General features: G+C 60.2%; 18 protein-coding genes. 11 read left to right on the top strand and 7 right to left on the bottom strand.

Features of this window, described 5'->3' with window-relative positions; all coding sequences use genetic code 11:
- Position 1: 1 nt before the first annotated feature.
- The gene (locus KW848_RS00535; RefSeq protein ID WP_129443945.1) at positions 2-1,153 is read left to right on the top strand and encodes an acyl-CoA dehydrogenase family protein; all 1,152 of its coding nucleotides are present in this window, start codon (positions 2-4) and stop codon (positions 1,151-1,153) included.
- 162 nt (positions 1,154-1,315) lie between these two features.
- On the opposite strand, the gene KW848_RS00530 is transcribed toward KW848_RS00535, so the two are convergent.
- The 6 genes from KW848_RS00530 to KW848_RS00505 form a co-directional block, all read right to left on the bottom strand.
- Positions 1,316-2,089: an enoyl-CoA hydratase gene (locus KW848_RS00530; protein WP_030131385.1), complete on the bottom strand. Its 774-nt coding sequence runs from the start codon at positions 2,087-2,089 to the stop codon at positions 1,316-1,318.
- Positions 2,090-2,103: 14 nt separating this feature from the next.
- Positions 2,104-3,231 carry an acyl-CoA dehydrogenase gene (locus KW848_RS00525; RefSeq protein ID WP_074876733.1) on the bottom strand — a complete coding sequence of 376 codons (1,128 nt, stop codon included), beginning with the start codon at positions 3,229-3,231 and terminating at the stop codon, positions 2,104-2,106.
- 161 nt (positions 3,232-3,392) lie between these two features.
- Positions 3,393-4,586 (bottom strand): acetyl-CoA C-acyltransferase, encoded by a 1,194-nt coding sequence (locus tag KW848_RS00520; protein WP_218534688.1) that lies wholly within the window; start codon positions 4,584-4,586, stop codon positions 3,393-3,395.
- A gap of 12 nt (positions 4,587-4,598) precedes the next feature.
- The gene (locus KW848_RS00515) at positions 4,599-5,360 is read right to left on the bottom strand and encodes an SDR family NAD(P)-dependent oxidoreductase (RefSeq protein WP_074876737.1); all 762 of its coding nucleotides are present in this window, start codon (positions 5,358-5,360) and stop codon (positions 4,599-4,601) included.
- Between the two features lie 16 nt (positions 5,361-5,376).
- Positions 5,377-7,041 (bottom strand): AMP-binding protein, encoded by a 1,665-nt coding sequence (locus KW848_RS00510; protein WP_218534687.1) that lies wholly within the window; start codon positions 7,039-7,041, stop codon positions 5,377-5,379.
- Positions 7,042-7,295: 254 nt separating this feature from the next.
- Entirely contained in the window at positions 7,296-8,312 is a 1,017-nt protein-coding gene (locus tag KW848_RS00505; RefSeq protein WP_218534686.1) for an AraC family transcriptional regulator, read from the bottom strand.
- 155 nt (positions 8,313-8,467) lie between these two features.
- On the opposite strand from KW848_RS00505, the gene KW848_RS00500 reads away from it, so the two are divergent.
- The 8 genes from KW848_RS00500 (at position 8,468) to KW848_RS00465 (ending at position 18,185) form a co-directional block, all read left to right on the top strand.
- Positions 8,468-10,171: a molecular chaperone HscC gene (locus KW848_RS00500; protein WP_218534685.1), complete on the top strand. Its 1,704-nt coding sequence runs from the start codon at positions 8,468-8,470 to the stop codon at positions 10,169-10,171.
- The gene (locus tag KW848_RS00495; protein ID WP_218534684.1) at positions 10,162-11,865 is read left to right on the top strand and encodes a J domain-containing protein; all 1,704 of its coding nucleotides are present in this window, start codon (positions 10,162-10,164) and stop codon (positions 11,863-11,865) included. Before KW848_RS00500 ends, KW848_RS00495 begins: the two co-directional genes overlap by 10 nt.
- The gene (locus KW848_RS00490) at positions 11,862-12,869 is read left to right on the top strand and encodes a DUF3829 domain-containing protein (RefSeq protein WP_218534683.1); all 1,008 of its coding nucleotides are present in this window, start codon (positions 11,862-11,864) and stop codon (positions 12,867-12,869) included. The genes KW848_RS00495 and KW848_RS00490 overlap by 4 nt, the downstream gene beginning before the upstream one ends.
- Before the next feature lie 117 nt (positions 12,870-12,986).
- A complete protein-coding gene (gene efeU, locus KW848_RS00485; protein WP_218534682.1) occupies positions 12,987-13,826 on the top strand; it encodes an iron uptake transporter permease EfeU in 840 nt (279 codons plus the stop codon).
- A gap of 8 nt (positions 13,827-13,834) precedes the next feature.
- Positions 13,835-15,034 carry an iron uptake system protein EfeO gene (gene efeO / locus KW848_RS00480; protein WP_218534681.1) on the top strand — a complete coding sequence of 400 codons (1,200 nt, stop codon included), beginning with the start codon at positions 13,835-13,837 and terminating at the stop codon, positions 15,032-15,034.
- Positions 15,035-15,050: 16 nt separating this feature from the next.
- Entirely contained in the window at positions 15,051-16,361 is a 1,311-nt protein-coding gene (efeB, locus tag KW848_RS00475) for an iron uptake transporter deferrochelatase/peroxidase subunit (RefSeq protein ID WP_218534680.1), read from the top strand.
- 25 nt (positions 16,362-16,386) lie between these two features.
- Positions 16,387-17,211, top strand: a complete 825-nt coding sequence (efeO, locus tag KW848_RS00470) for an iron uptake system protein EfeO (RefSeq protein ID WP_218534679.1) — start codon at positions 16,387-16,389, stop codon at positions 17,209-17,211.
- A 131-nt stretch (positions 17,212-17,342) separates the two neighbouring features.
- A complete protein-coding gene (locus KW848_RS00465) occupies positions 17,343-18,185 on the top strand; it encodes a hypothetical protein (RefSeq protein WP_218534678.1) in 843 nt (280 codons plus the stop codon).
- 12 nt (positions 18,186-18,197) lie between these two features.
- Here KW848_RS00465 and pssA read toward each other — a convergent pair whose 3' ends face one another.
- Positions 18,198-19,541: a CDP-diacylglycerol--serine O-phosphatidyltransferase gene (pssA, locus tag KW848_RS00460; protein ID WP_218534677.1), complete on the bottom strand. Its 1,344-nt coding sequence runs from the start codon at positions 19,539-19,541 to the stop codon at positions 18,198-18,200.
- Positions 19,542-19,774: 233 nt separating this feature from the next.
- Here pssA and KW848_RS00455 point away from each other — a divergent pair, with 233 nt between their 5' ends.
- Both KW848_RS00455 and KW848_RS00450 read left to right on the top strand, forming a co-directional pair.
- Positions 19,775-20,338: a TetR/AcrR family transcriptional regulator gene (locus KW848_RS00455; protein WP_218534676.1), complete on the top strand. Its 564-nt coding sequence runs from the start codon at positions 19,775-19,777 to the stop codon at positions 20,336-20,338.
- A gap of 56 nt (positions 20,339-20,394) precedes the next feature.
- A complete protein-coding gene (locus tag KW848_RS00450; protein WP_008152708.1) occupies positions 20,395-20,871 on the top strand; it encodes a nuclear transport factor 2 family protein in 477 nt (158 codons plus the stop codon).
- Positions 20,872-20,966 lie beyond the last annotated feature (95 nt).

Here is a 20,966-nt window from a genome sequence, read left to right as displayed (position 1 = left end):
CATGCACGATATCGAATTGAGCGAAGAGCAAGTCATGATCCGCGACATGGCCCGGGACTTTGCCCGCGGCGAAATCGCACCCCACGCCCAGGCTTGGGAAAAGGCCGGCTGGATCGATGATGGTCTGGTGGCGAAGATGGGCGAACTCGGCCTGCTGGGCATGGTGGTGCCCGAGGAATGGGGCGGCACCTATGTCGACTACGTCGCCTACGCCTTGGCCGTGGAAGAGATTTCGGCCGGTGACGGCGCCACTGGCGCACTGATGAGCATTCACAACTCCGTAGGTTGCGGTCCGGTCCTCAACTACGGCACTGAAGAACAGAAACAGACCTGGCTGCCGGATCTGGCCAGCGGTCAGGCCATCGGCTGCTTCTGCCTGACCGAACCCCAGGCCGGCTCCGAAGCCCACAACCTGCGCACCCGCGCCGAACTGCGCGACGGCCAGTGGGTGATCAACGGCGCCAAGCAATTCGTCAGCAACGGCAAACGGGCGAAACTGGCCATCGTGTTTGCGGTGACCGATCCGGACTTGGGCAAGCGCGGCATCTCGGCGTTCCTGGTGCCGACCGATACAGCGGGTTTCATCGTCGATCGCACCGAACACAAAATGGGTATTCGCGCGTCCGATACCTGCGCGGTGACCCTGAGCAATTGCACGATCCCTGAAGCCAACCTGCTGGGTGAGCGCGGCAAAGGACTGGCGATTGCCCTCTCCAACCTCGAAGGCGGCCGCATCGGCATTGCGGCGCAGGCGTTGGGCATTGCCCGCGCGGCGTTTGAAGCAGCGCTGGCCTACTCGCGGGATCGGGTGCAGTTCAACAAGCCGATCATCGAGCACCAGAGCATTGCCAACATGCTGGCCGACATGCACACCCGGTTGAACGCGGCACGACTGCTGATCCTGCATGCCGCGCGGTTGCGCAGTGCCGGCAAGCCGTGTCTGTCGGAGGCTTCACAGGCTAAATTGTTTGCATCGGAGATGGCCGAGAAAGTGTGTTCGTCGGCGATGCAGATTCACGGCGGGTATGGGTATCTGGAGGATTACCCGGTGGAGCGTTACTACCGGGATGCGCGGATTACGCAGATTTATGAAGGGTCGAGCGAGATACAACGGATGGTGATTGCCCGGGAGTTGAAGCACTACCTGGTCTAATGATCGCCACCGAACTGATCGTTCCCACGCGCATGGGAACGATCAAAAGCTTAAAAGCTTCGCGAGCAAGCCCGCTCCCACATTAGTCCGCGTTCCTCCTGGAAACACGCGGACTAATGTGGGAGCGGGCTTGCTCGCGAAAGCGCCTTCAAGAACGCTACATTACTTCCCTTGGAACTCGGCCTCACGCTTGGCAATAAACGCCGCCATCCCTTCCTTCTGATCCTGCGTCGCAAACGCCGCATGGAACACCCGACGTTCAAAGCGCACACCTTCCGACAGGCTCACTTCAAACGCGCGGTTGACGCTTTCCTTGATCATCATTGCAATCGGCAACGACTTCTTGGCAATCAGCGCCGCGACTTTCAACGCTTCTTCCAGCAACTCATCAGCCGGAACAATCCGCGCGACAATCCCGCAACGCTCCGCTTCCACCGCATCGATCAAGCGACCGCTGAGGCACATTTCCATAGCCTTGGCCTTGCCCACCGCGCGGGTCAGGCGCTGGGTGCCGCCCATGCCCGGCAGTACGCCGAGGTTGATTTCCGGCTGACCGAACTTGGCGTTGTCGCCGGCCAGGATGAAGTCGCACATCAGCGCCAGTTCACACCCACCGCCTAAGGCGAAACCGTTGACGGCAGCAATGATCGGCTTGCGGCGGTTAGCCACGCGATCGCTGTCGCTGAACAGGTCGTCGAGGTAGATCTGCGGGTAGGTCAGCTCGGCCATTTCCTTGATGTCGGCGCCGGCCGCGAAGGCTTTTTTCGAGCCGGTGAGCACGATGCAGCCGATGTTCGAATCGGCTTCCAGGCCATCGAGGGCGTGGTTCAGCTCGCTGACGATCTGCGCGTTCAACGCATTCAACGCTTGCGGGCGGTTCAGGGTGATCAGGCCAACGCGACCGTGGGTTTCCAACAAAATCGTTTCGTAGTTCACAAGTAGCTTCCTTCTCAAAGATTGCGCGAAATAACCATGCGCTGAATATCGCTGGTGCCTTCGTAGATCTGGCAAACGCGCACGTCGCGGTAGATCCGCTCCAGCGGGAAATCGTTCAAGTAACCGTAACCACCGAGGGTTTGCAACGCCGAGGAGCAGACTTTTTCGGCCATTTCCGAGGCGAACAGCTTGGCCATGGACGCTTCGACCAAGGCCGGTTTACCGCTGTCACGCAGCGCCGCCGCGTAATGCACCATCTGCCGAGCCACAGCGATTTGGGTCGCCATGTCCGCCAGGCGGAACGCGACCGCTTGATGTTCGATGATCGGCTTGCCAAAGCTTTCACGCTCGCGGGCATAGTCGCGGGCTGCTTCGAACGCAGCGCGGGCCATGCCCACCGATTGCGAAGCGATGCCGACACGGCCGCCTTCAAGGTTGGCCAAGGCGATTCGATAACCTTCGCCCTCCTCGCCCAAGCGGTTGGCCACCGGCACCTTCACGTCTTCGAACAGGATCTGGCAGGTGTCGGAAGCGTGCTGGCCGAGCTTGTCTTCGACCCGCGCAACTTTATAGCCTGGCGAATCGGTGGGCACGATCAGCGCCGTGATGCCACGCTTGCCGGCACTCGGGTCAGTCACGGCGAACACGATCACCACCCCGGCGTTCTGCCCGGAGGTGATGAACTGCTTGCAGCCGTTCAACACGTAGTGATCGCCTTCCAGACGGGCACGGGTTTTCAAGCCGCTGGCGTCGGAGCCGGCCTGCGGTTCGGTCAGGGCAAATGCCCCTAGCATCGAGCCGCTGGCCAACGGTTTGAGGAAGCGCTCTTTCTGGTCGTCGTTGCCGTATTTGAGAATCGGCACGCAACCCACCGAGTTGTGCACGCTCATGATCGTCGAGCAGGCGCCGTCGCCGGCCGCGATTTCTTCCAGGGCCATGGCGTAGGCCAGGTAGCCGGTGTCGCAACCGCCCCACTCTTCCGGCACCAACATGCCGAAGAAGCCCAGCTCGGCCATCTCGCCGATGGCCTCCTTGGGGAAGCGATGCTCGCGGTCCCACTCGGCGGCGAACGGTTTCAGCCGTTCCTGGGCAAACTGCCGGGCCGCGTCGCTGATTTGCAGTTGTTCGTCATTGGGAATCATGCCAAATCCTTAAAAGTGAGCCTGTCGCACAAAATACCTGGTGAAACGCTGGACCTGTGGGAGCGGGCTTGCTCGCGAAGAGGCCGTGTCAGTCGACATCAAGGTTGAATGACACACCGCTTTCGCGAGCAAGCCCGCTCCCACGGGATAGGCGTCAGCCCTTAGTACAGGCATTCAACGGCCATGGCCGTGGCTTCGCCGCCGCCGATACAGATCGCTGCAACGCCGCGCTTCAGGCCTTTCTGGCGCAGGGCCGAGAGCAAGGTCACGAGGATCCGCGCGCCAGACGCACCGATCGGGTGACCGAGGGCGCAAGCGCCGCCGTGAACGTTGATCTTCTCGTGGGGGATTTCCAGTTTGGTCATGGTCACCAGACTGACCACGGCGAAGGCTTCGTTGACTTCGACCAGATCGACTTCGTCCAGGGACCAGCCGGTTTTCTTCATCAGCTTCTCGATCGCGCCCACCGGCGCCACCGGGAACAGGCCCGGGGTGTCGGCAAACGCTGCGTGGCCGTGAATCACTGCCAGTGGTTTCAGGCCGCGCTTTTCAGCTTCGGAACGGCGCATCAACACCAGTGCCGCAGCACCATCAGAGATCGAGCTGGAGTTCGCCGCCGTCACCGTGCCGCCGTCGCGGAACGCCGGTTTCAAGGAGGCGATCTTGTCCAGTTTGGCTTTCGGTGGCTGTTCGTCATTGCTGATCAGCACCTGCTCTTTGCCGACGGTCACGGTGAGCGGCACGATCTCGTCTTTGAAACTGCCGTCGTTGATCGCCTGCTGTGCGCGGGTGGTCGAGGCAATGGCAAACGCGTCCTGGGCTTCACGGGTGAAACCGTTGGTTTCAGCGCAATCCTCGGCGTAGGTGCCCATCAGGCGACCCTTGTCGTAAGCGTCTTCCAGACCGTCGAGGAACATGTGGTCAAGGACGCGACCGTGGCCCATGCGGTAACCGCTGCGGGCGCGGTCCAGCAGATACGGGGCGTTGGACATGCTTTCCATGCCGCCGGCGACAACCACATCGGCGCTGCCGGCCACCAGCATGTCGTGGGCCAGAATGGCTGCTTCCATGCCCGAACCGCACATTTTGTTCAGGGTGGTGCAGCGGGTCGATTTATCCAGCCCTGCGCCCAATGCAGCCTGGCGCGCCGGGGCTTGGCCGAGACCGGCAGAGAGGACGCAACCGAACAGCACTTCTTCAACCGAGTCTGGCGCCACACCGGCGCGCTCGACGGCAGCGCGAATTGCCGCAGCACCGAGTTGCGGTGCAGTCAGGCTTTTCAGTTCGCCCTGAAAACCGCCCATCGGGGTGCGGACGGCGCTGACGATAACAATGGGATCGTTGGAAATAGTCATGACAAATCCTCCTTATTTGGCGGCCATGCGCAAGGCGCCGTCGAGACGGATCACCTCGCCATTGAGCATGCTGTTTTCAATGATATGCCTGACCAGCCCGGCATACTCGCTTGGTTTGCCCAAACGTGGCGGAAACGGCACGCCAGCCGCCAGGGACGCGCGGACTTCCGGGGTCATGCCGGCCATCATCGGGGTTTCGAAAATGCCCGGGGCGATGGTCATCACGCGGATGCCGAAGCGCGCCAGTTCACGGGCGGCGGGCAAGGTCAGGCTGACGATCGCGCCTTTGGAGGCGGCATACGCGGCCTGACCGATCTGGCCGTCATAGGCGGCAGCCGAGGCGGTGTTGATGATCACGCCGCGCTCGCCGTCAGCATCGGCTTCGGTTTCGGCAATCGCCGCAGCGGCCAGGCGCAGCATGTTGAAACTGCCGATCAGGTTGACGTTGATCACCTGGCTGAAATTGGCCAACAGGTGCGGGCCATTCTTGCCGAGGATCTTCTCACCGCGCACGATACCGGCGCAGTTGACCAGCCCATTGAGGCCGCCGAAGGCTTTGACCGTCGCCTGCACAGCGGCTTCAGCCGCGGCTTCGTTGCTGATGTCCGCCACCACGCTTTGCGCGCCGAGACGTTCAGCCTGGGCCGCAACAGCTTCGGCGTTCATGTCCACCAGCATCACTTTGGCGCCGGCCGCGACGAGCATTTCAGCCGTGGCCGCACCGAGGCCCGACGCACCGCCGGTGACGAGAAAAACCTTGTTTTCGATCTGCATCATTGTTTCCTTGGATTCAAGCTGAAACGTTCTTCGCGGCGGCCTCTTGAGCCTTGGCGATTTCCTGGTTGCGCAAGATAAAGCGCTGCAATTTGCCGCTAGGGGTTTTCGGCAATTCGCTGACAAATTCGATTTCGCGCGGGTATGAGTGCGCGGCCAGTCGTTTGCGCACGTGTTGGCGCAATTCTTCGGCCAGTTCCGGTGCAGCGCGGTACTGCGGGCTGAGCACGACAAAGGCTTTGACCAGTTCGGTGCGTTCCGGATCGGGCTTGCCGACCACCGCCGCTTCGACCACTGCCGGGTGTTCGATCAATGCGCTTTCCACGTCGAACGGGCCGACCCGGTAGCCGGAGGTGGTGATCACGTCGTCGCTGCGACCGACGAAGCTGATGCTGCCGTCCGGGTTCCACTCGACGGTGTCGCCGCTCAGGTAATAGTTGCCGACGAAGGCCTTGGTCGGTGCGCCTTCGTAACCGGCAAACCAGCACATTGGCGACTGGGTACGATCGATGGCCAGAATGCCCGGCTGACCGACGCCGAGTTCTTTGTACTCGTCATCCAGCACCACGATGCGATGCCCCGGCGAGGCGAAACCGGCGGCGCCCATGTGGATCGGATGCTCCAGGCCATGGTGATTGCACAGCACCATGCCCAGTTCGGTCTGGCCATAGTGGTCGTTGATGACCACACCGAGGTTGTCGGCGAACCAGCGAATCACTTCCGGGTTCAGCGGCTCGCCGGCGCTGCTGACGATGCGCAGCTTGCCCTTGATCGAGCGGGCGAACTCGTCGCCACCCGCGATCAACAGGCGATAGGCCGTCGGCGAACCGGTGAGGTTGGTGATCCCGTATTTGTTGATCACCCGGCAGGTGCTTTCGAGGGAGAACGGGCCATCGTAAAAGGTGATCGGATGCCCCATGGCCATCGGCCCGGTAACACCGAAATAGATGCCATAGGCCCAGCCCGGATCGGCGACGTTCCAGAAGGCGTCTTCAGGGCGCAAGTCCACGGCGTCACGGGTGTAGCTCTGGAAGGCGACGATGGCCTTGAGCGGAACGGACAGCGCTTTCGATGGGCCGGTGGTGCCCGAGGTGAACATCAGCAGGAACGGGTCTTCACCCGTCAGCAGGACCGGCTCGCACTCAGCAGAATAATTGGCCAGTTCGGCCCAGAAGCTGTAATCGCCGCGGACGATGCCTTGGCCTTTGGGACCGGCGACGGTGACGATGGTCGGGCAGTCGGCGACTTCCGAGAGTTTGGAGCGATTGCCCGCGTCGGTCACCACCACTTTGGCGCCCGAGGAGCTGAGGCGGTGTTCGATGGCTTTCGGGCCGAATGCCGTGAACAGCGGCTGGTAGACCGCGCCGATGCGCCAGGTGGCGAATACGGTGATCAGCAATTCGATGTTACGTGGCAGGAGACCGGCCACCTTGTCGCCTTTTTTCACGCCCTGGGCCAGCAGGAAATTGGCTAACCGCGCGGCTTTGTCCTGCAAGTCGCTGAAGGTGTAGGTCGCGCTGGCGCCATCGCGGCCTTCCCAGAACAGCGCGATGCGCCCCGGCAAGGCATGCCGGTCGCAACACTCGACACAGGCGTTGAGGGCAGACAAATCGCCCGCGAGTGCGGCGTCGACGGTGTGCTGATAATTGAACTGTGATGTAGCAGACAAGTAATCGCGCATTGCCAGAATCCCTTTGTATTTTTATTAGGCTGGGGGAACCTCGATTAACAAGGAAATACTCGCTCTGCGCGGGGTGCAGGACAATGGTCAAAGCTATCAAGTTGCGTGACTGGTTTGGCCAAGATTCAAGGGATGCGTCGTCAGGGATGGCCTCTTCGCGAGCAAGCCCGCTCCCACAGGGGGGCACACCACAGAACTACTGTGGGAGCGGGCTTGCTCGCGAAGGCGCCAAACCAATCAACACAAAATCCGGATCAGCTGGCTTCGTTGAGAATCAGGCTGCGGTAATGCCCCGGATTTGACCCGGACCACTTGCGAAACGCCTTGTAGAACGAGCTGGTATCGGCAAAGCCCAAACGCGCGGCGATCTCGGCAAAGCTGATGGTCGGTTCTGCCAGCCAGACAATCGCCAACTCCTTGCGCACGCTGTCCTTGAGCCCCTGGTAAGTCTGCCCCTCTTCGGCCAGGCGTCGACGCAGGGTGGAAGCCGACATGCACAGCTGTTGCGCCAGGGGTTCGGTTTCCGGCCAGTGTTCGGCGGGCAGTTGCCGCAAATCGTGCTTGATCCGGCTGGCCAGGCTCTGCGGGTCGCGGTACTTGACCAGAATATTGGCCGGCGCATGGGCCAGGAAACGCTTGAGCTCTTCCGGGCTGCGCTTGATCGGCAAGTCCAGGCACTCGGCGGAGAAAATCATCCGCGTGCGCGGCCGGTCGAAACGCAGGTTCTCGGAAAACATCACCTGATAGTCATCGCAGAAGTCAGGCTCCGGGCAGCGTAACTCGATGGCCAGGATCGGAATCCGCCGCCCCGCCAGCCAGCAAGCGATGCCGTGAACGATCATCCAGTAGGTGAAATACGTGAAGGCGCGGCGCGGGTCCTGGTCGTCTTCGAGCAGGACGATTTCCGCCAGGCTTTGCTGACGAACCAGTTGCGCGGGCAGGTGTTCGAGCATCAACGACAAAAAGCTCAAACCCGAGGTCAGGCCCGCGGCCAGGCTCGGCTGGACCATGGAGCAGCGACAGAGAAACGCCAGGCTGCCGGATTTGAGCTTGCGCGGGTCCATGCCAAAAAACTCATCGTCCCCACGTCGTGCCAGTAAACGCCACAGGCGCGCATAAGCGGTGGCCGGCACGCGTGCGTCGGTGGTTTGCAGCAATGCCGGATCGATGCCGACCTTGTTCAACACCTCTTCGGTGGCGACTCCCGGGGCGCAGCTTTGCAACAGCGCTTCACGCACCAGTTGAATGGAAATGGTGTCTTTTTCCGACATTAAGCGTCACTCAGGTGCTCTGATTAATCTGTTGGCCATCTTAGGCAGCCCGCAATAAAAAACCAGCCCTGCGCGTAACCAGCCTCAATTAGCTGGCCCTGTGGCCGATAGGTTGTTGCCGGGAATTCCCGAATAGACATGGAGTTGTAAACGTTATGATCGTCGGCATTGATTTGGGCACCACCAATAGTCTGGTTGCCGTTTGGCGCAACGGCGCGCCTGAACTGGTTCCCAACGCCCTGGAAAGTCTGCTGACGCCAAGCGTGGTGGGCCTCGACGACGAGGGTAGAGTGCTGGTCGGACAGGCCGCCAATGAACGTTTACAGACTCACCCACAGTTGACGGCGGCATTGTTCAAACGACACATGGGCAGCGCTCATGAACTTCGCCTCGGCACCCGATCGTTCCGTCCGGAAGAACTGTCGGCACTGGTGCTGCGCAGCCTGAAGGCGGACGTCGAGCGCCGCTACGGAGAAACGGTCACTGAAGCGGTGATCAGCGTACCCGCCTATTTCAACGACGCCCAGCGCAAAGCCACGAAAATCGCTGGCGAACTGGCCGGTCTCAAGGTCGAACGGCTGATCAACGAACCGACTGCTGCGGCCCTCGCCTACGGACTGCATCAACGCGACAGCGCCAGTTCGTTTCTGGTGTTCGACCTCGGTGGAGGGACCTTCGATGTGTCGATCCTCGAACTGTTCGACGGCGTCATGGAAGTGCGCGCCAGCGCCGGCGACAACTTTCTCGGAGGCGAAGACTTCGACACCGTGCTGGTTCAGGCCTTTGTCGCCGCACACGCCAACCGTAGCGACATGCCCTCACTGACGGAACCGAATATCGCCCATCGCCTGCGCCGCGAAGCCGAGCGCGTGCGACACGCCCTTGGCCAGGCCGACAGCGCGACCTTCGTCCTGCGTCATGGCAGCGGTCAATGGGAGCAGACGTTCACCCAGGCGCAGTTGGCCGAACTCTGCGCCCCGCTGCTCGTGCGTCTGCGCACGCCGATCGAAACCGCGCTGCGCGACGCGCGTATTCGGCCATCGGAGCTGGATGAAGTCCTGCTGGTGGGCGGTACGACCCGCATGCCAATGATCCGGCGAATGGTCGCGGGGTTGTTCGGCCGGTTTCCTTCGATTGCGCTGAACCCGGACGAATCGATTGCGCTGGGCGCAGCGGTGCAGGCGGCCCTGAAGGCACGGGATGCCGCACTTGAAGAGGTGGTGTTGACCGACGTTTGCCCCTACACCTTGGGCATCGAAGTCGCGGTCAGCGTCGGCGAAAGTACGCAAGCGGGTCATTACCTGCCAATTATCGAGCGCAACTGCGTGGTCCCGGTGAGCCGGGTCAAAACCGTCTCGACCCTGCGCCACCATCAACGCGTTGTGCAGTTGAAGATTTACCAGGGCGAAAGTCGTTGGGTAAAAGAAAACATTTATCTGGGGGAAATGGACATCGAGGTGCCCGTGGCGCCGGCTGGCGAGATCAGCATCGATGTACGCTTCACTTACGATAACAACGGCCTGCTCGAAGCCGAGGCGCTGATAAATCGTACCGGTGAGCGTCGGATCCTGGTGATCGAAAACAATCCCGGTGTACTCGATCCCGAAGAGGTTCGGAAACGCCTGGCCGCGCTGGCCAACCTCAAGATTCACCCGCGCGAGCAACAGGTCAACAGCCTGCTAAATGCCCGTCTCGAGCGCCTTTATCAGGAAAGCCTCGGTGATTTGCGTCAACGCCTCGATCACATGGCCAACCGCTTTCAGCAGGTGCTCGATACCCAGAACGACCGCGCGATACGCGAACTGCGCCTGCAACTGACGCAACAGCTTGATGAACTGGAACAGGGCCTGTGGCGGTGAATTGCTGGGCAATTCTGGGGCTGGAAGCCGATGCCGACTTGCGCAGCATCAAACGCCAATACGCTACGCTGCTTAAAGTGCACCGCCCGGACGAAGACCCGAGCGGTTTCCAGCGTCTGCGCGAAGCCTATGAGCAGGCGATGGAGTGGAGTCGCCGCGAATCGTCGATGTCTTCATTCAGTCAGCGCGACCCTGTGGTTGAAACACAGCCTCTTGAGCGGTCGCTTGATCCTCCGCTCAGTTTCGAGCTGGAACATCTAGAGGTTGAGCGCACCCACGGAGCACGACGGGCGGCGCAGCTACTGGAAGACGTTACGGTCGAGCAACTCGATGAACGTCTGGCTCAGGCACAGGTGTCTCACTGCAGCCGGGAGTTTGAAGACCAGTTGTTAATGACGTGCCTGTCACCGCGCGACGACGGGATGTTATTGGTCGCCTGGGGGATGGAGAAATTCAACTGGCTCAGCGTCTGGCAGCGCCCGGACTTATCGCCGCATGTGCTTGAGTTGGTGCTTCGCGCTTACTGCAACCATGTGGAAAAGGGCTTGCGCGAGCTGCTTGACGCTGGCCAGGTCGACGCGTTCGTCAAGCGCTACCTGGTGCTCAAAAAAGTCGACTGGCTGCAGTCGTTCGAACGCCACGACTGGTTCAATGAAACCTTGGCCCGCTTACTGGTGGATTCGAGTTTCTGGTCGGCACATGTGTTCGAAACGCTGTGTGCACATCAGCACTGGAGCGCCACAGAGGACGGGGGGCGTTGCTCGCAGCCTTATTGGTCGGCGCTCGTGAAACGCCGAGATGAGCAGGTGTTTGTTGAAACCCTGGAACGCCTGGCCGTCCTGAATGATCGTGAGCCCCAGAGCCGCGCGGCACGCTTGTTACTGACGCCAATGACCGACACCGATCGAAGCGCCTTTGCCCGGCGTTTTTTTGAAGCGGACTGGAATGCCTGTCGCACACTCAGCGAGAAGCTTCTGCGCCTGGACCCGGCGCGATGCCGCGACATGCCAAACGGTGATCCGTATTTCTGGAAGGCCCTTGTGCCGCGCCACCAAGCCTGGCCGATGTTTGCCGGGTTGTTTGGCGCGTCGCTCACCTGGGCAGTCGGCGAATACCTCAGTGATAAATCCGGGCTCGGTGCAAGCTTTGTCGCGATGCTGTTCTGGCTGTGTGTATTGGCCACGCCTGGCGCGGCACTGTTGTGGGTCTGGCGCCCGATGGCGGACCGGTTCTGGTCATTGGACGTGTATTTGAGCCGCGCCGTGTCGCCTCGACTCAGCTTCAGATGCCCTGCGCCGCTAGTGCTGCGCGAGTTGCTGCCCTGCTGGCTAATGGGTGCATTGACATGGGCCTGCTGTGGCGCGCCAGCATTTGCCAGCTACACCGGAGTGCTGCTGGCGCTGGGTGTATTGAGTCGTGTCGTCTGGCCAGAAACGCTACGCATCAAGCCTCCCAAGGTTCGGTTGCCCACCTTGGGATCGGCACCGTCGATTGCGCTGATGATCGGGGTCATTGGTCTGACGTTCCTGTTTTATACCATTGCCAGCAGTCAGTTGATGGGCCCGGATCAAGGGTTGCAGCCGTTTGCCAAACGCGGTTGCAGTGGGCCCCTCGACAGTCGTCAGGAATGCCGGATCGCACCTGACTATGAGCAGTGGTATGGGCCGTCGCATGCTCAGAGGGCTCAACCGTGAACAAGCGCGTTCTGGCCGTCGCAATCACCGCCGTGTTGACGGTGACCTTTCTCGGTATGTTGAGAGAGCATCAAGGCACCCTCCTGACCCCGATCCAGCGCTGGCTCCGTCAACCTGACCTCGCCGAACGGGAAAAGGCCAACGCCTTGCGCCCGTTGATTGCCTGCCTGAACTCAGTCGACAGCCGCTGGCGTCACGCCTACGCCAAATACTTGAACCGGGACCGCAAAGTCGATCCGACCCTGAAGGAGCGCTTTCCCGAGGACTTCGACCCGATGGTAAGCGTCCGCGAGCAGCTCAACTACCGGAGAGCCAACGATGTTTACATCTGCCGGCTGGACCCAGTGCGAAAAGATAATCTTCAGAAGTCGGCACCTGAGTTGATACCGTTGCAAAATCGCTTTGAAGCGTCGCTGACGGCCGCCAACCAAGCGGCCGAGAAATTCGATTTTTTCAGCCCCACGCCGCTCTATTCGGTCAGCCCTACAGATAAGGCCGAGCGTGACAACCTGTTTATCCCGCTAGTCAACGACTACCTCAACGCCTCTGACCAACTGCGCCGCGCGCTTGATACCCAGGATCAAGGTTTGCGCCAGGTCCAGCTCGAGCAGCTCAAGACCCGGGATCAACTCAAGTACGCGCACATCCTCACCTACATGCTGCAAGCGCGAACCCTCATGCTCAAGCTCGACAACCGTGTTCGCGAGCGAACCTTTACCGCCAGTGATCTGAGCGACGCGACACTCATGCTGCAACAGGCCTGGGACGACGGCACCCGTTACATGCAAGCCAACCCGGCAACCAGCAACGCCGATTACCCGGAAAACATCTGGAACTATGTGCGTTCACCCGGCAAGAACTATCTGGATGCCGTTAACAAGCTGCGCGACGACTGGGCAGCCAACGCCTCGCCACAACAGCTGAGTGACGACTTCGAACGGATCGGCCGCCGCTACGATCAGTTGATCGAGGTGTACAACGATCGGGTGAGTCCGCTGTTTTGACGACACATTGAACAATGCGTTCAGCTTACGTTCAGCTAAATGCCAATGAGTGCCATTTGGGAATGAGTGTCATTATGTTACAAATTAGCACCCTATCTAATGACGCCCCGGTGCTGAATGCTCGTTCCTTTTCTGATCATGTTGCGCGAAGGCATTGAAGCCGCGCTGATCGTTGGCATCATCGCCAGCTACCTCAAGCAGACCGGCCGCGGCCAGTGGATGCCGGCGGTGTGGATCGGCGTGTTCCTCGCCGCGGCCCTGGCCCTGCTGGTGGGCGGAGGTCTGGAACTGGTCAGTGCCGAGTTCCCGCAAAAACAGCAGGAACTGTTTGAAGGCGTGGTCGGCCTGGTCGCCGTGGGCATTCTCAGCTCCATGGTGTTCTGGATGCGCAAAGTCGCGCGTTCAATCAAACATTCGCTGCACGCTTCTCTCGATCAGGCGCTGACCGGTTCCAGACACCAGGTCATGGCGCTGATCGCCATGGTGTTTTTCGCCGTGGCCCGGGAAGGTCTGGAGACGGTGTTCTTCCTGCTCGCCGTGTTCCAGCAGGGCGAAGGCCCGGCGGCACCGATTGGCGCCCTGCTCGGCCTGATCCTGGCGATAATCATCGGTTTCCTGATCTACACCGGCAGCATGCGCCTGAACCTGGGGGCGTTCTTTCGCTGGACCGGGTTGTTCATTCTGGTGGTAGCCGCCGGGATTCTCGCCAACTCGGTGCAAGCGCTGCATGAAGCCGGCGTATGGAATCACCTGCAAACCGTGCTCTTCGACTTCAGCGCAACGCTGCCGATGGATGGCCCGCTGGGCGCAGTGCTGGCCGGAATGTTCGGTTACCAGGACGCGCCGACCGTCAGCACCCTCGGGGCGTATCTGATTTATCTGGTGGTGGCGCTGGTGATGTTTTTTTACCCGGTTCCGGCACCGGCTAAACAACCTTCTTCCGTTTCCAGCCAGTAAGGGCATCCATGCCAAATCAAGCCTCTCCCCAGGCCTCCCCTCCGCGCGCCTTGCGCTGGGCGGTGGCCGGTTCGGTGATCGTGATGATCGCCGCCGGTGGCCTGTTCTATTACGCCTCGAAAGTCGCCGCCGCCAAGCGCCAGGCCAACCATGACGAAGTGCTGGTGACCCTCCACCCGCACAGCTGCGAGCCGAATGCATTGAGCGTCCCGGCCGGTCGCGCCAGTTTCCGCATCGTCAATCGCTCGGATCGGGCCGTTGAATGGGAGATTCTCGACGGTGTGCTGGTGGTCGAAGAACGGGAAAACATCGCCCCCGGCCTGAGCCAGGTGATCAATGCCAACCTGTTGCCCGGTGACTATGCGATCACATGCGGCTTGCTGAGCAATCCGCGCGGCACTTTGCACGTCAGCCCGACGGCCGCTTCAGACGCTGCGGCCAAGGCTAAACCTTCGATGGTGGCCTTTGTTGGCCCCTTGTCTGAGTTCCGCGTTTACCTGAGCACTCAGAGCAGTGCGCTGATCAAAGCCGTCACCGCCCTTGAACACGCCATCGAAGCCGGCGACCTCGGTCAAGCGCAAGCCTTGTACGTGCCAGCCCGCGCCGCGTATCAACGGATCGCCCTGGCTGCCCAGCGCCTGGCGGAGCTGGACAACACAATCAACGCCCGCGCCGATTACTTCGACAAGCGCGAGCAGGATCCGGGTTTCGCCGGTTTCCACCGGATCGAATACGCACTGTTCCAGCAACGCACGCTCGATGGCCTGATGCCCGTCGCCCAGCGTCTGATCGCCGACATCACCACGCTCAAACAACAACTGCTGGCCCAGTCGCTGCCGCCTGAACAACTGGTGAGCATTGTGGTGCGCAATCTCAACAGTCTTGCCGACGTCCGCGCCAGCAGCGGTGAAGAAGAGCGCTACAGCCACACCGACCTGAACGGTTTTGCCGCCAACCTCGTCGCCACCCGCAAAGTCGTCGAGCTGTTGCGTCCGTTACTGAGCAAATCCGCCGCCGAACTGCTGCCGAAGATCGACAGCGCCGTCACTGCCCTCGACGCCGAGCTCAACGGCTTCAAGGTCAATGAAGGCTATGCGAGCTACGACAGCGTCAGTGCCGAGCGGCGCACACAGATCGCCGACAAGGCCAAGGTTCTGGCCGACGCACTCGATGGAATCGATCCCGCCCTTGGCCTTTCCGGCCTGTAAGCAGAAGAAAAAACCGATGAACGATTCAGAGCAATTCAACCTCCAGCGTCGCCGGGTTTTGATGGGCATGGGCGCCGCTGGCGTGGCATTGGCCGGCACCGCACTCAGTTGCCCGGCCATGGCCGCCAGCCCGGCGCAAGTGACCGAAGCGCCGAGCAGCGACAAGACCGAAGACCGCCACGCGTTTCACGGCAAGCACCAGACCGGCATCGTCACCCCGCGCCCGGCCTGCGGCATGCTGGTGTCGTTTGACGTTTTGGCCAGCGATCGCGAAGACTTGGAACGTTTGTTTCGCACCCTCAACGAGCGCATAGCCTTCCTGATGAAGGGCGGCCCGGTTACGCAGGTCGATCCGAAACTGCCGCCGGTGGATTCGGGGATACTCGGCCCGGTCGTCACGCCGGACAACCTGACCATCACCGTGTCGGTGGGCGAGTCGCTGTTCGATGAGCGCTTCGGCCTGGCCGACGCCAAACCCAAGCGGCTGATCCGCATGGTCGGTTTCCCCAACGATGCGCTGGAAGCCGATTGCTGCCACGGCGACCTCAGTGTGCAGTTCTGTTCCAACACCACTGACACCAACATCCACGCCCTGCGCGACATCGTGAAAAACCTGCCGGACTTACTGCTGGTGCGCTGGAAACAGGAAGGCAGCGTGCCGCCCCAGGCCCCGGCAAAGCCCGGCGTGCCCGCGCAAAGTGCACGCAACTTTCTCGGTTTTCGTGACGGCTCAGCCAACCCGAATTCCAACGATGCCAAGACCATGGACAGCATCGTCTGGGTCCCGCCCGGCAGTGACGAACCGGCCTGGGCGGCCAATGGTAGCTATCAAGCGGTGCGGATCATCCGCAACTTCGTCGAGCGCTGGGACCGCACGCCGCTGCAGGAACAGGAAAGCATTCTCGGCCGGGTCAAGAGCACTGGCGCGCCGATGGGCGGCGAGCATGAAACTCAGGTCCCGGACTATGCCAAGGACCCGGAAGGCAAGCTGACCAAACTCGATGCGCATATCCGCCTGGCCAACCCGCGCACCGCCGCGACACAGGCCAACCTGATCCTGCGCCGGCCGTTCAACTACTCCAACGGCGTGAACAAGAACGGTCAGCTGGACATGGGTCTGCTGTTCATCTGCTATCAGGCGGATCTGCAAAAAGGCTTCATCACCGTGCAAACCCGACTCAACGGCGAGCCGCTCGAGGAATACCTCAAACCGGTCGGCGGCGGGTACTTCTTCACCCTGCCCGGCGTGATTGGCGACAAGGACTTCATCGGCCGCTCGCTGCTTGACGCCACACAACCCGCTCTTCAACCAAAAGCCACCGCATAACCATCCCCCAACACGGAACCGTGCCATGAAAAAGTCGCCCCTCGCGTTATTGCTGACCCTTGGTTTGCTCAACACCCCGCATTCGGCTTTCGCGGCGACGGCACCGCTGGAGTTGGTGGGGCCGATCTCCGACTACAAGATTTACGTGACGGAACAGCTCGATGAGCTGGCCAGCCACACCCAACAATTCACCGACGCCGTGAAAAAAGGTGACTTGGCCACCGCCAAAAAACTCTACGCCCCGACCCGCGTCTACTACGAGTCGATCGAGCCGATTGCCGAACTGTTCAGTGACCTGGACGCGTCCATCGACTCACGTGTCGATGACCACGAAAAAGGCGTGAAAGCCGAAGACTTCAGCGGTTTCCACCGCATCGAATACTCGCTGTTTTCGGAAAACAGTACCCAGGGCCTTGGCGAACTGGCCGATGGCTTGAACAAAGACGTGAAAGACCTGCAAACCCGCGTCGCCGGCCTGACTTTCCCGCCGGAAAAAGTGGTGGGTGGTGCCGCTGCACTGCTTGAAGAAGTCGCTGCGACCAAGATCTCCGGTGAGGAAGATCGCTACAGCCACACCGACCTTTATGACTTCCAGGGCAACATCGACGGCGCGAAGAAAATCGTCGATTTGTTCCGTCCGCAGATCGAAAAGCAGGACGCGGCGTTCATTGCCAAAGTCGACAAGAACTTCGCGATGGTGAACAAGACGCTGGCCAAGTACAAAACCAGGGACGGTGGTTTCGAGACGTATGACAAGGTGAAGGAAAACGACCGCAAGGCGCTGGTCGGGCCGGTGAATACGCTGGCTGAGGATTTGTCGACGTTGCGTGGGAAGCTTGGATTGAACTGAGTTTCTTATGCACGCCGCCCTTCAAGGATTCAGAGGGCGGCTACATCGGATGAGGATGTTCATGTTACGGCATACTATGGCGCCGTGACGGAAGGACACCACCGCCGATGTATTCAAATGGACTTAGGGCTTTGAACAAACGACTGAACAACCTGATGGAATTTGCCATCGAATGGATGGAAGCATCGCTGTGCATCAAGCTCTACAGCGTGGCGATGATGACTGCAATTGCCTGGGTAATTGGCGCTGTCATCGAACCGCAAAGGCCGCTGACCGGCCCGCTGAGCCTGGCATTGCTGGGCGTGGCCGCGATCGCTTCGGGCCTGAGTTTACTAATTGAAATTCATGCCTGGGCTACGCGCCTGAAAACCTGGCAGGAAGCTTCCTGGCTGGTCCGGGGTACATTCGCTGGGCTGCTGACGATGGCACTGGCATTTTCAGCCGCATATGCCTCCACCCTCGTCAACGAAATCACCGGTGCACCGCCCTCTCTTTTCCCTTACACCACTGCGTTTCTCACGCCATTGGCCGCTCTGGCAGTGTTGTTGATGGTGGTTATGGTGGTTTACGTCCTGGTGTTTGCTCACGCCTTTGTGATGGGCACGCTTTCCATGCTCATGGGCGTGATGAAAATCATCTTGCCGAAATTCAAAACCAAAGCGGCGCGCTGGGTAACGTTGGTTATCAGCATGAGGCTTTTAGGCGTCTTCGCACTAGCCTCGGGCATTCTCCAGATCATACCGTGGTATGAAACCGCACTGAAGTCCATCGGCTGGCTGTTCGCCGTGCGTTATGAAATGTACGCCCACGATCCCTGTGTCAGAAACACTGAGCTGGAACGCCTCATCCGCAGTGACGATGAGACTGTACTGGTGGTGAGCAGAGACCAATCGTTCATGACACCACTCGAGCGTCGCAGGTGTCCGAAGACCACCGGGTTGGCGCCTGCCAGTGGCGGGCAAACACCGCAGTGACGCAATCGAGCCTTACAGAATCCGATAGAGCAACCGCTCGATCCGCACCCGACTCACGCGCTTGAGAAACTTGGCCACCCCCGCCGGGTATTCCAGCAGCGTTTCCAGTTCCTGATAACGCTCGATGCGGCGGGTGTTCTCGAAAATCTCCGCCAGCTCTTTACGGCGCGGCTCCAACAACTCGCCTTTCGGATCATCGATCAGCAAGGCGTTTTCCAGATCGAGACGGAACGCCCGCGGATTGAGATTGTTGCCGGTCAGCAAAGTGTAGCGCTGGTCGACCCACATGCCCTTGAGGTGATAGGTGTTGTCGCCGTCACGCCACAGATGCAGGTTCAACTGGCCGTTGTCGATGCTGCGATGATGACGCTTGGCGAAGCGCCGCAGGCTGATCTCGTAAAGATACGGCAGCGCCGAAATCACCTTGAACGGCTCGCTCGGCGGGATGTAGAAATCGTTGGCCGTCTTGTCGCCGACGATGATGTCGATCTTCACGCCCCGCGCCAGTGCCCGATTGACTTCCCGGGTCACGGGCAGCGGCAGGTTGAAGTAGGGCGTGCAGATGGTCAGGTGCTGCTGAGCGCTGGCGATCAATTCGCAAATCACTCGGCTCAACGGGTTGTTCTTGCCGACACCGAGCAATGGGCTGACCGACAAACCGCTCTTTTCCGTGGTACCTGTCGTGGTGTCGTATGCCGCGTGCTTGAGGCGGCTGCGCAAGTCGCCGATGTCATTGCGCAGGCTGCGGGTGGTCGGCAGGTTCGGCAAATCGAGACGATGCACCGCTTTAGAGGCGATCAGACCGTGCTGGATCAGGTGCTGCATCGAATCGGCCAGGGCGCTGTTATTTAGCAGGTGATAACGGTCGTAGCGGTACTTGTCGAATTTGTGCAGGTAAACGTTGTTCAGGCTCGCGCCGCTGTAGATCACGCAATCGTCGATCACGAAGCCTTTCAAATGCAGCACGCCGAACAGTTCTCGGGTCTGCACGGGAACGCCATACACCGGCACTTCACTGGCATGAGTGCGGGTGGTTTCCTGATACCAGGCCGAGTTGCCCGGCTGCTTGCCGGCGCCGATCAAGCCGCGCTGGGCGCGCAACCAGTCAACCACCACCACCACGTCCAGTTCCGGACGCGCCAGTTTGGCCGCGTGCAAGGCATCGAGAATTTCCTGGCCGGCTTCATCCTGTTGCAGATAGAGCGCGACGATATAGATGCGCCGGGTGGCGCTGGCGATTTTTTCCAGCAGGCACCGGCGAAACTCGGCAGCGCCAGAAAGGATGGTGACGGCATCGGCGGTCAGCGGAAAACTGCGCAGTTTGGGCAGCAGAGAGCGTTTGAAAAGCGACGGCATAGGGCTCGCAAAAAGGTCGAATCCGGAGAACCCGAGAGCTTACACCATGGATCGGTTCGGGTCTTGTTACTGACTGTAATGGCCCCTTCGCGAGCAAGTCGAATCGTCGCACCGCCGCTCCCACATTGAAATGCGTCCCCCCTGTGGGAGCGGGCTTGCTCGCGAAAGCGATTTTTCAGGCGACAAGAAATATTTTCTTGACCAAGGAGAACGATCGTTCTACTGTTCGCCACATGAACGAAATAACCAGCAACGACACACGCGACATCATTCTGGATGTCACCGAAAAGTTGATCTACAAAAGTGGCATCGCTGCCACCGGGATGGATCTTCTGGTGAAAACCGCCGGCGTCTCCAGAAAGAGTATTTACCGCTACTTCGCCAACAAGGAGGAGCTCACCGTCGCGGCCCTGCAACGCCGTGATGTGCGCTGGATGCACTGGTACAGAAGCGAAGTCGACCAGGCCGAAACGCCGGCCGACCGCCTGCTCAACCTGTTTACCGTGCTCAAGGCCTGGTTCGCCTCCGAAGGCTTCCGTGGCTGCGCATTCATCAATACCAGCGGTGAAACCGGCGACCCGCAAGACCCGGTTCGCCTGGTCGCCAAAGACCACAAACAGAAGCTGCTCGACTACGTGCGCGAGCTCTGCACCGAACATGGCGCCACAGACCCGGAGACGCTGGCCAAACAGCTGCTGATCCTGATCGACGGTGCCATTACCGTGGCGCTTGTCATGGGTGATAACAGTGCCGCCGATAATGCGCAATGCATGGCGCGAAAGTTATTGGACCTGTAACACTTTAACCAAGCCCGACAACTTGCTAGAACTTTACTTTGATAGGGAGACTATTAATGTCTAATGCCGAAGTTCGTCCGCCATTGCCGCCATTCACCCGTGAATCGGCCATCGAAAAAGTACGCCTGGCCGAAGATGGCTGGAACTCCCGCGACCCGGAACGGGTGTCGCTGGCCTACACCCTGGACACCAAATGGCGCAACCGCGCCGAGTTCGCCTACAACCGCGAAGAAGCCAAAGGTTTCCTGACACGTAAATGGGCCAAGGAACTGGATTACCGCCTGATCAAAGAACTTTGGGCCTTTACCGGCAACCGCATCGCCGTGCGTTATGCCTACGAATGGCACGACGACTCGGGCAACTGGTTCCGCTCGTATGGCAACGAAAACTGGGAATTCGACGAGAACGGTTTGATGGCCAATCGGTTTGCCTGCATCAACGACATGCCGATCAAGGAAAGCGACCGCAAGTTCCATTGGCCGCTGGGGCGTCGGCCTGATGACCATCCAGGCTTGTCCGACCTGGGTCTGTAAACACTGATCCAATGTGGGAGCGGGCTTGCTCGCGAAGGCGGAGTGTCAGTCGACATCATTGTTGCCTGATACACCGCTTTCGCGAGCAAGCCCGC

The organism is Pseudomonas sp. PDM25, assembly GCF_019219045.1.
Classification (GTDB): Bacteria; Pseudomonadota; Gammaproteobacteria; order Pseudomonadales; family Pseudomonadaceae; genus Aquipseudomonas.
This window is presented reverse-complemented; position numbering and strand designations above follow the sequence as displayed.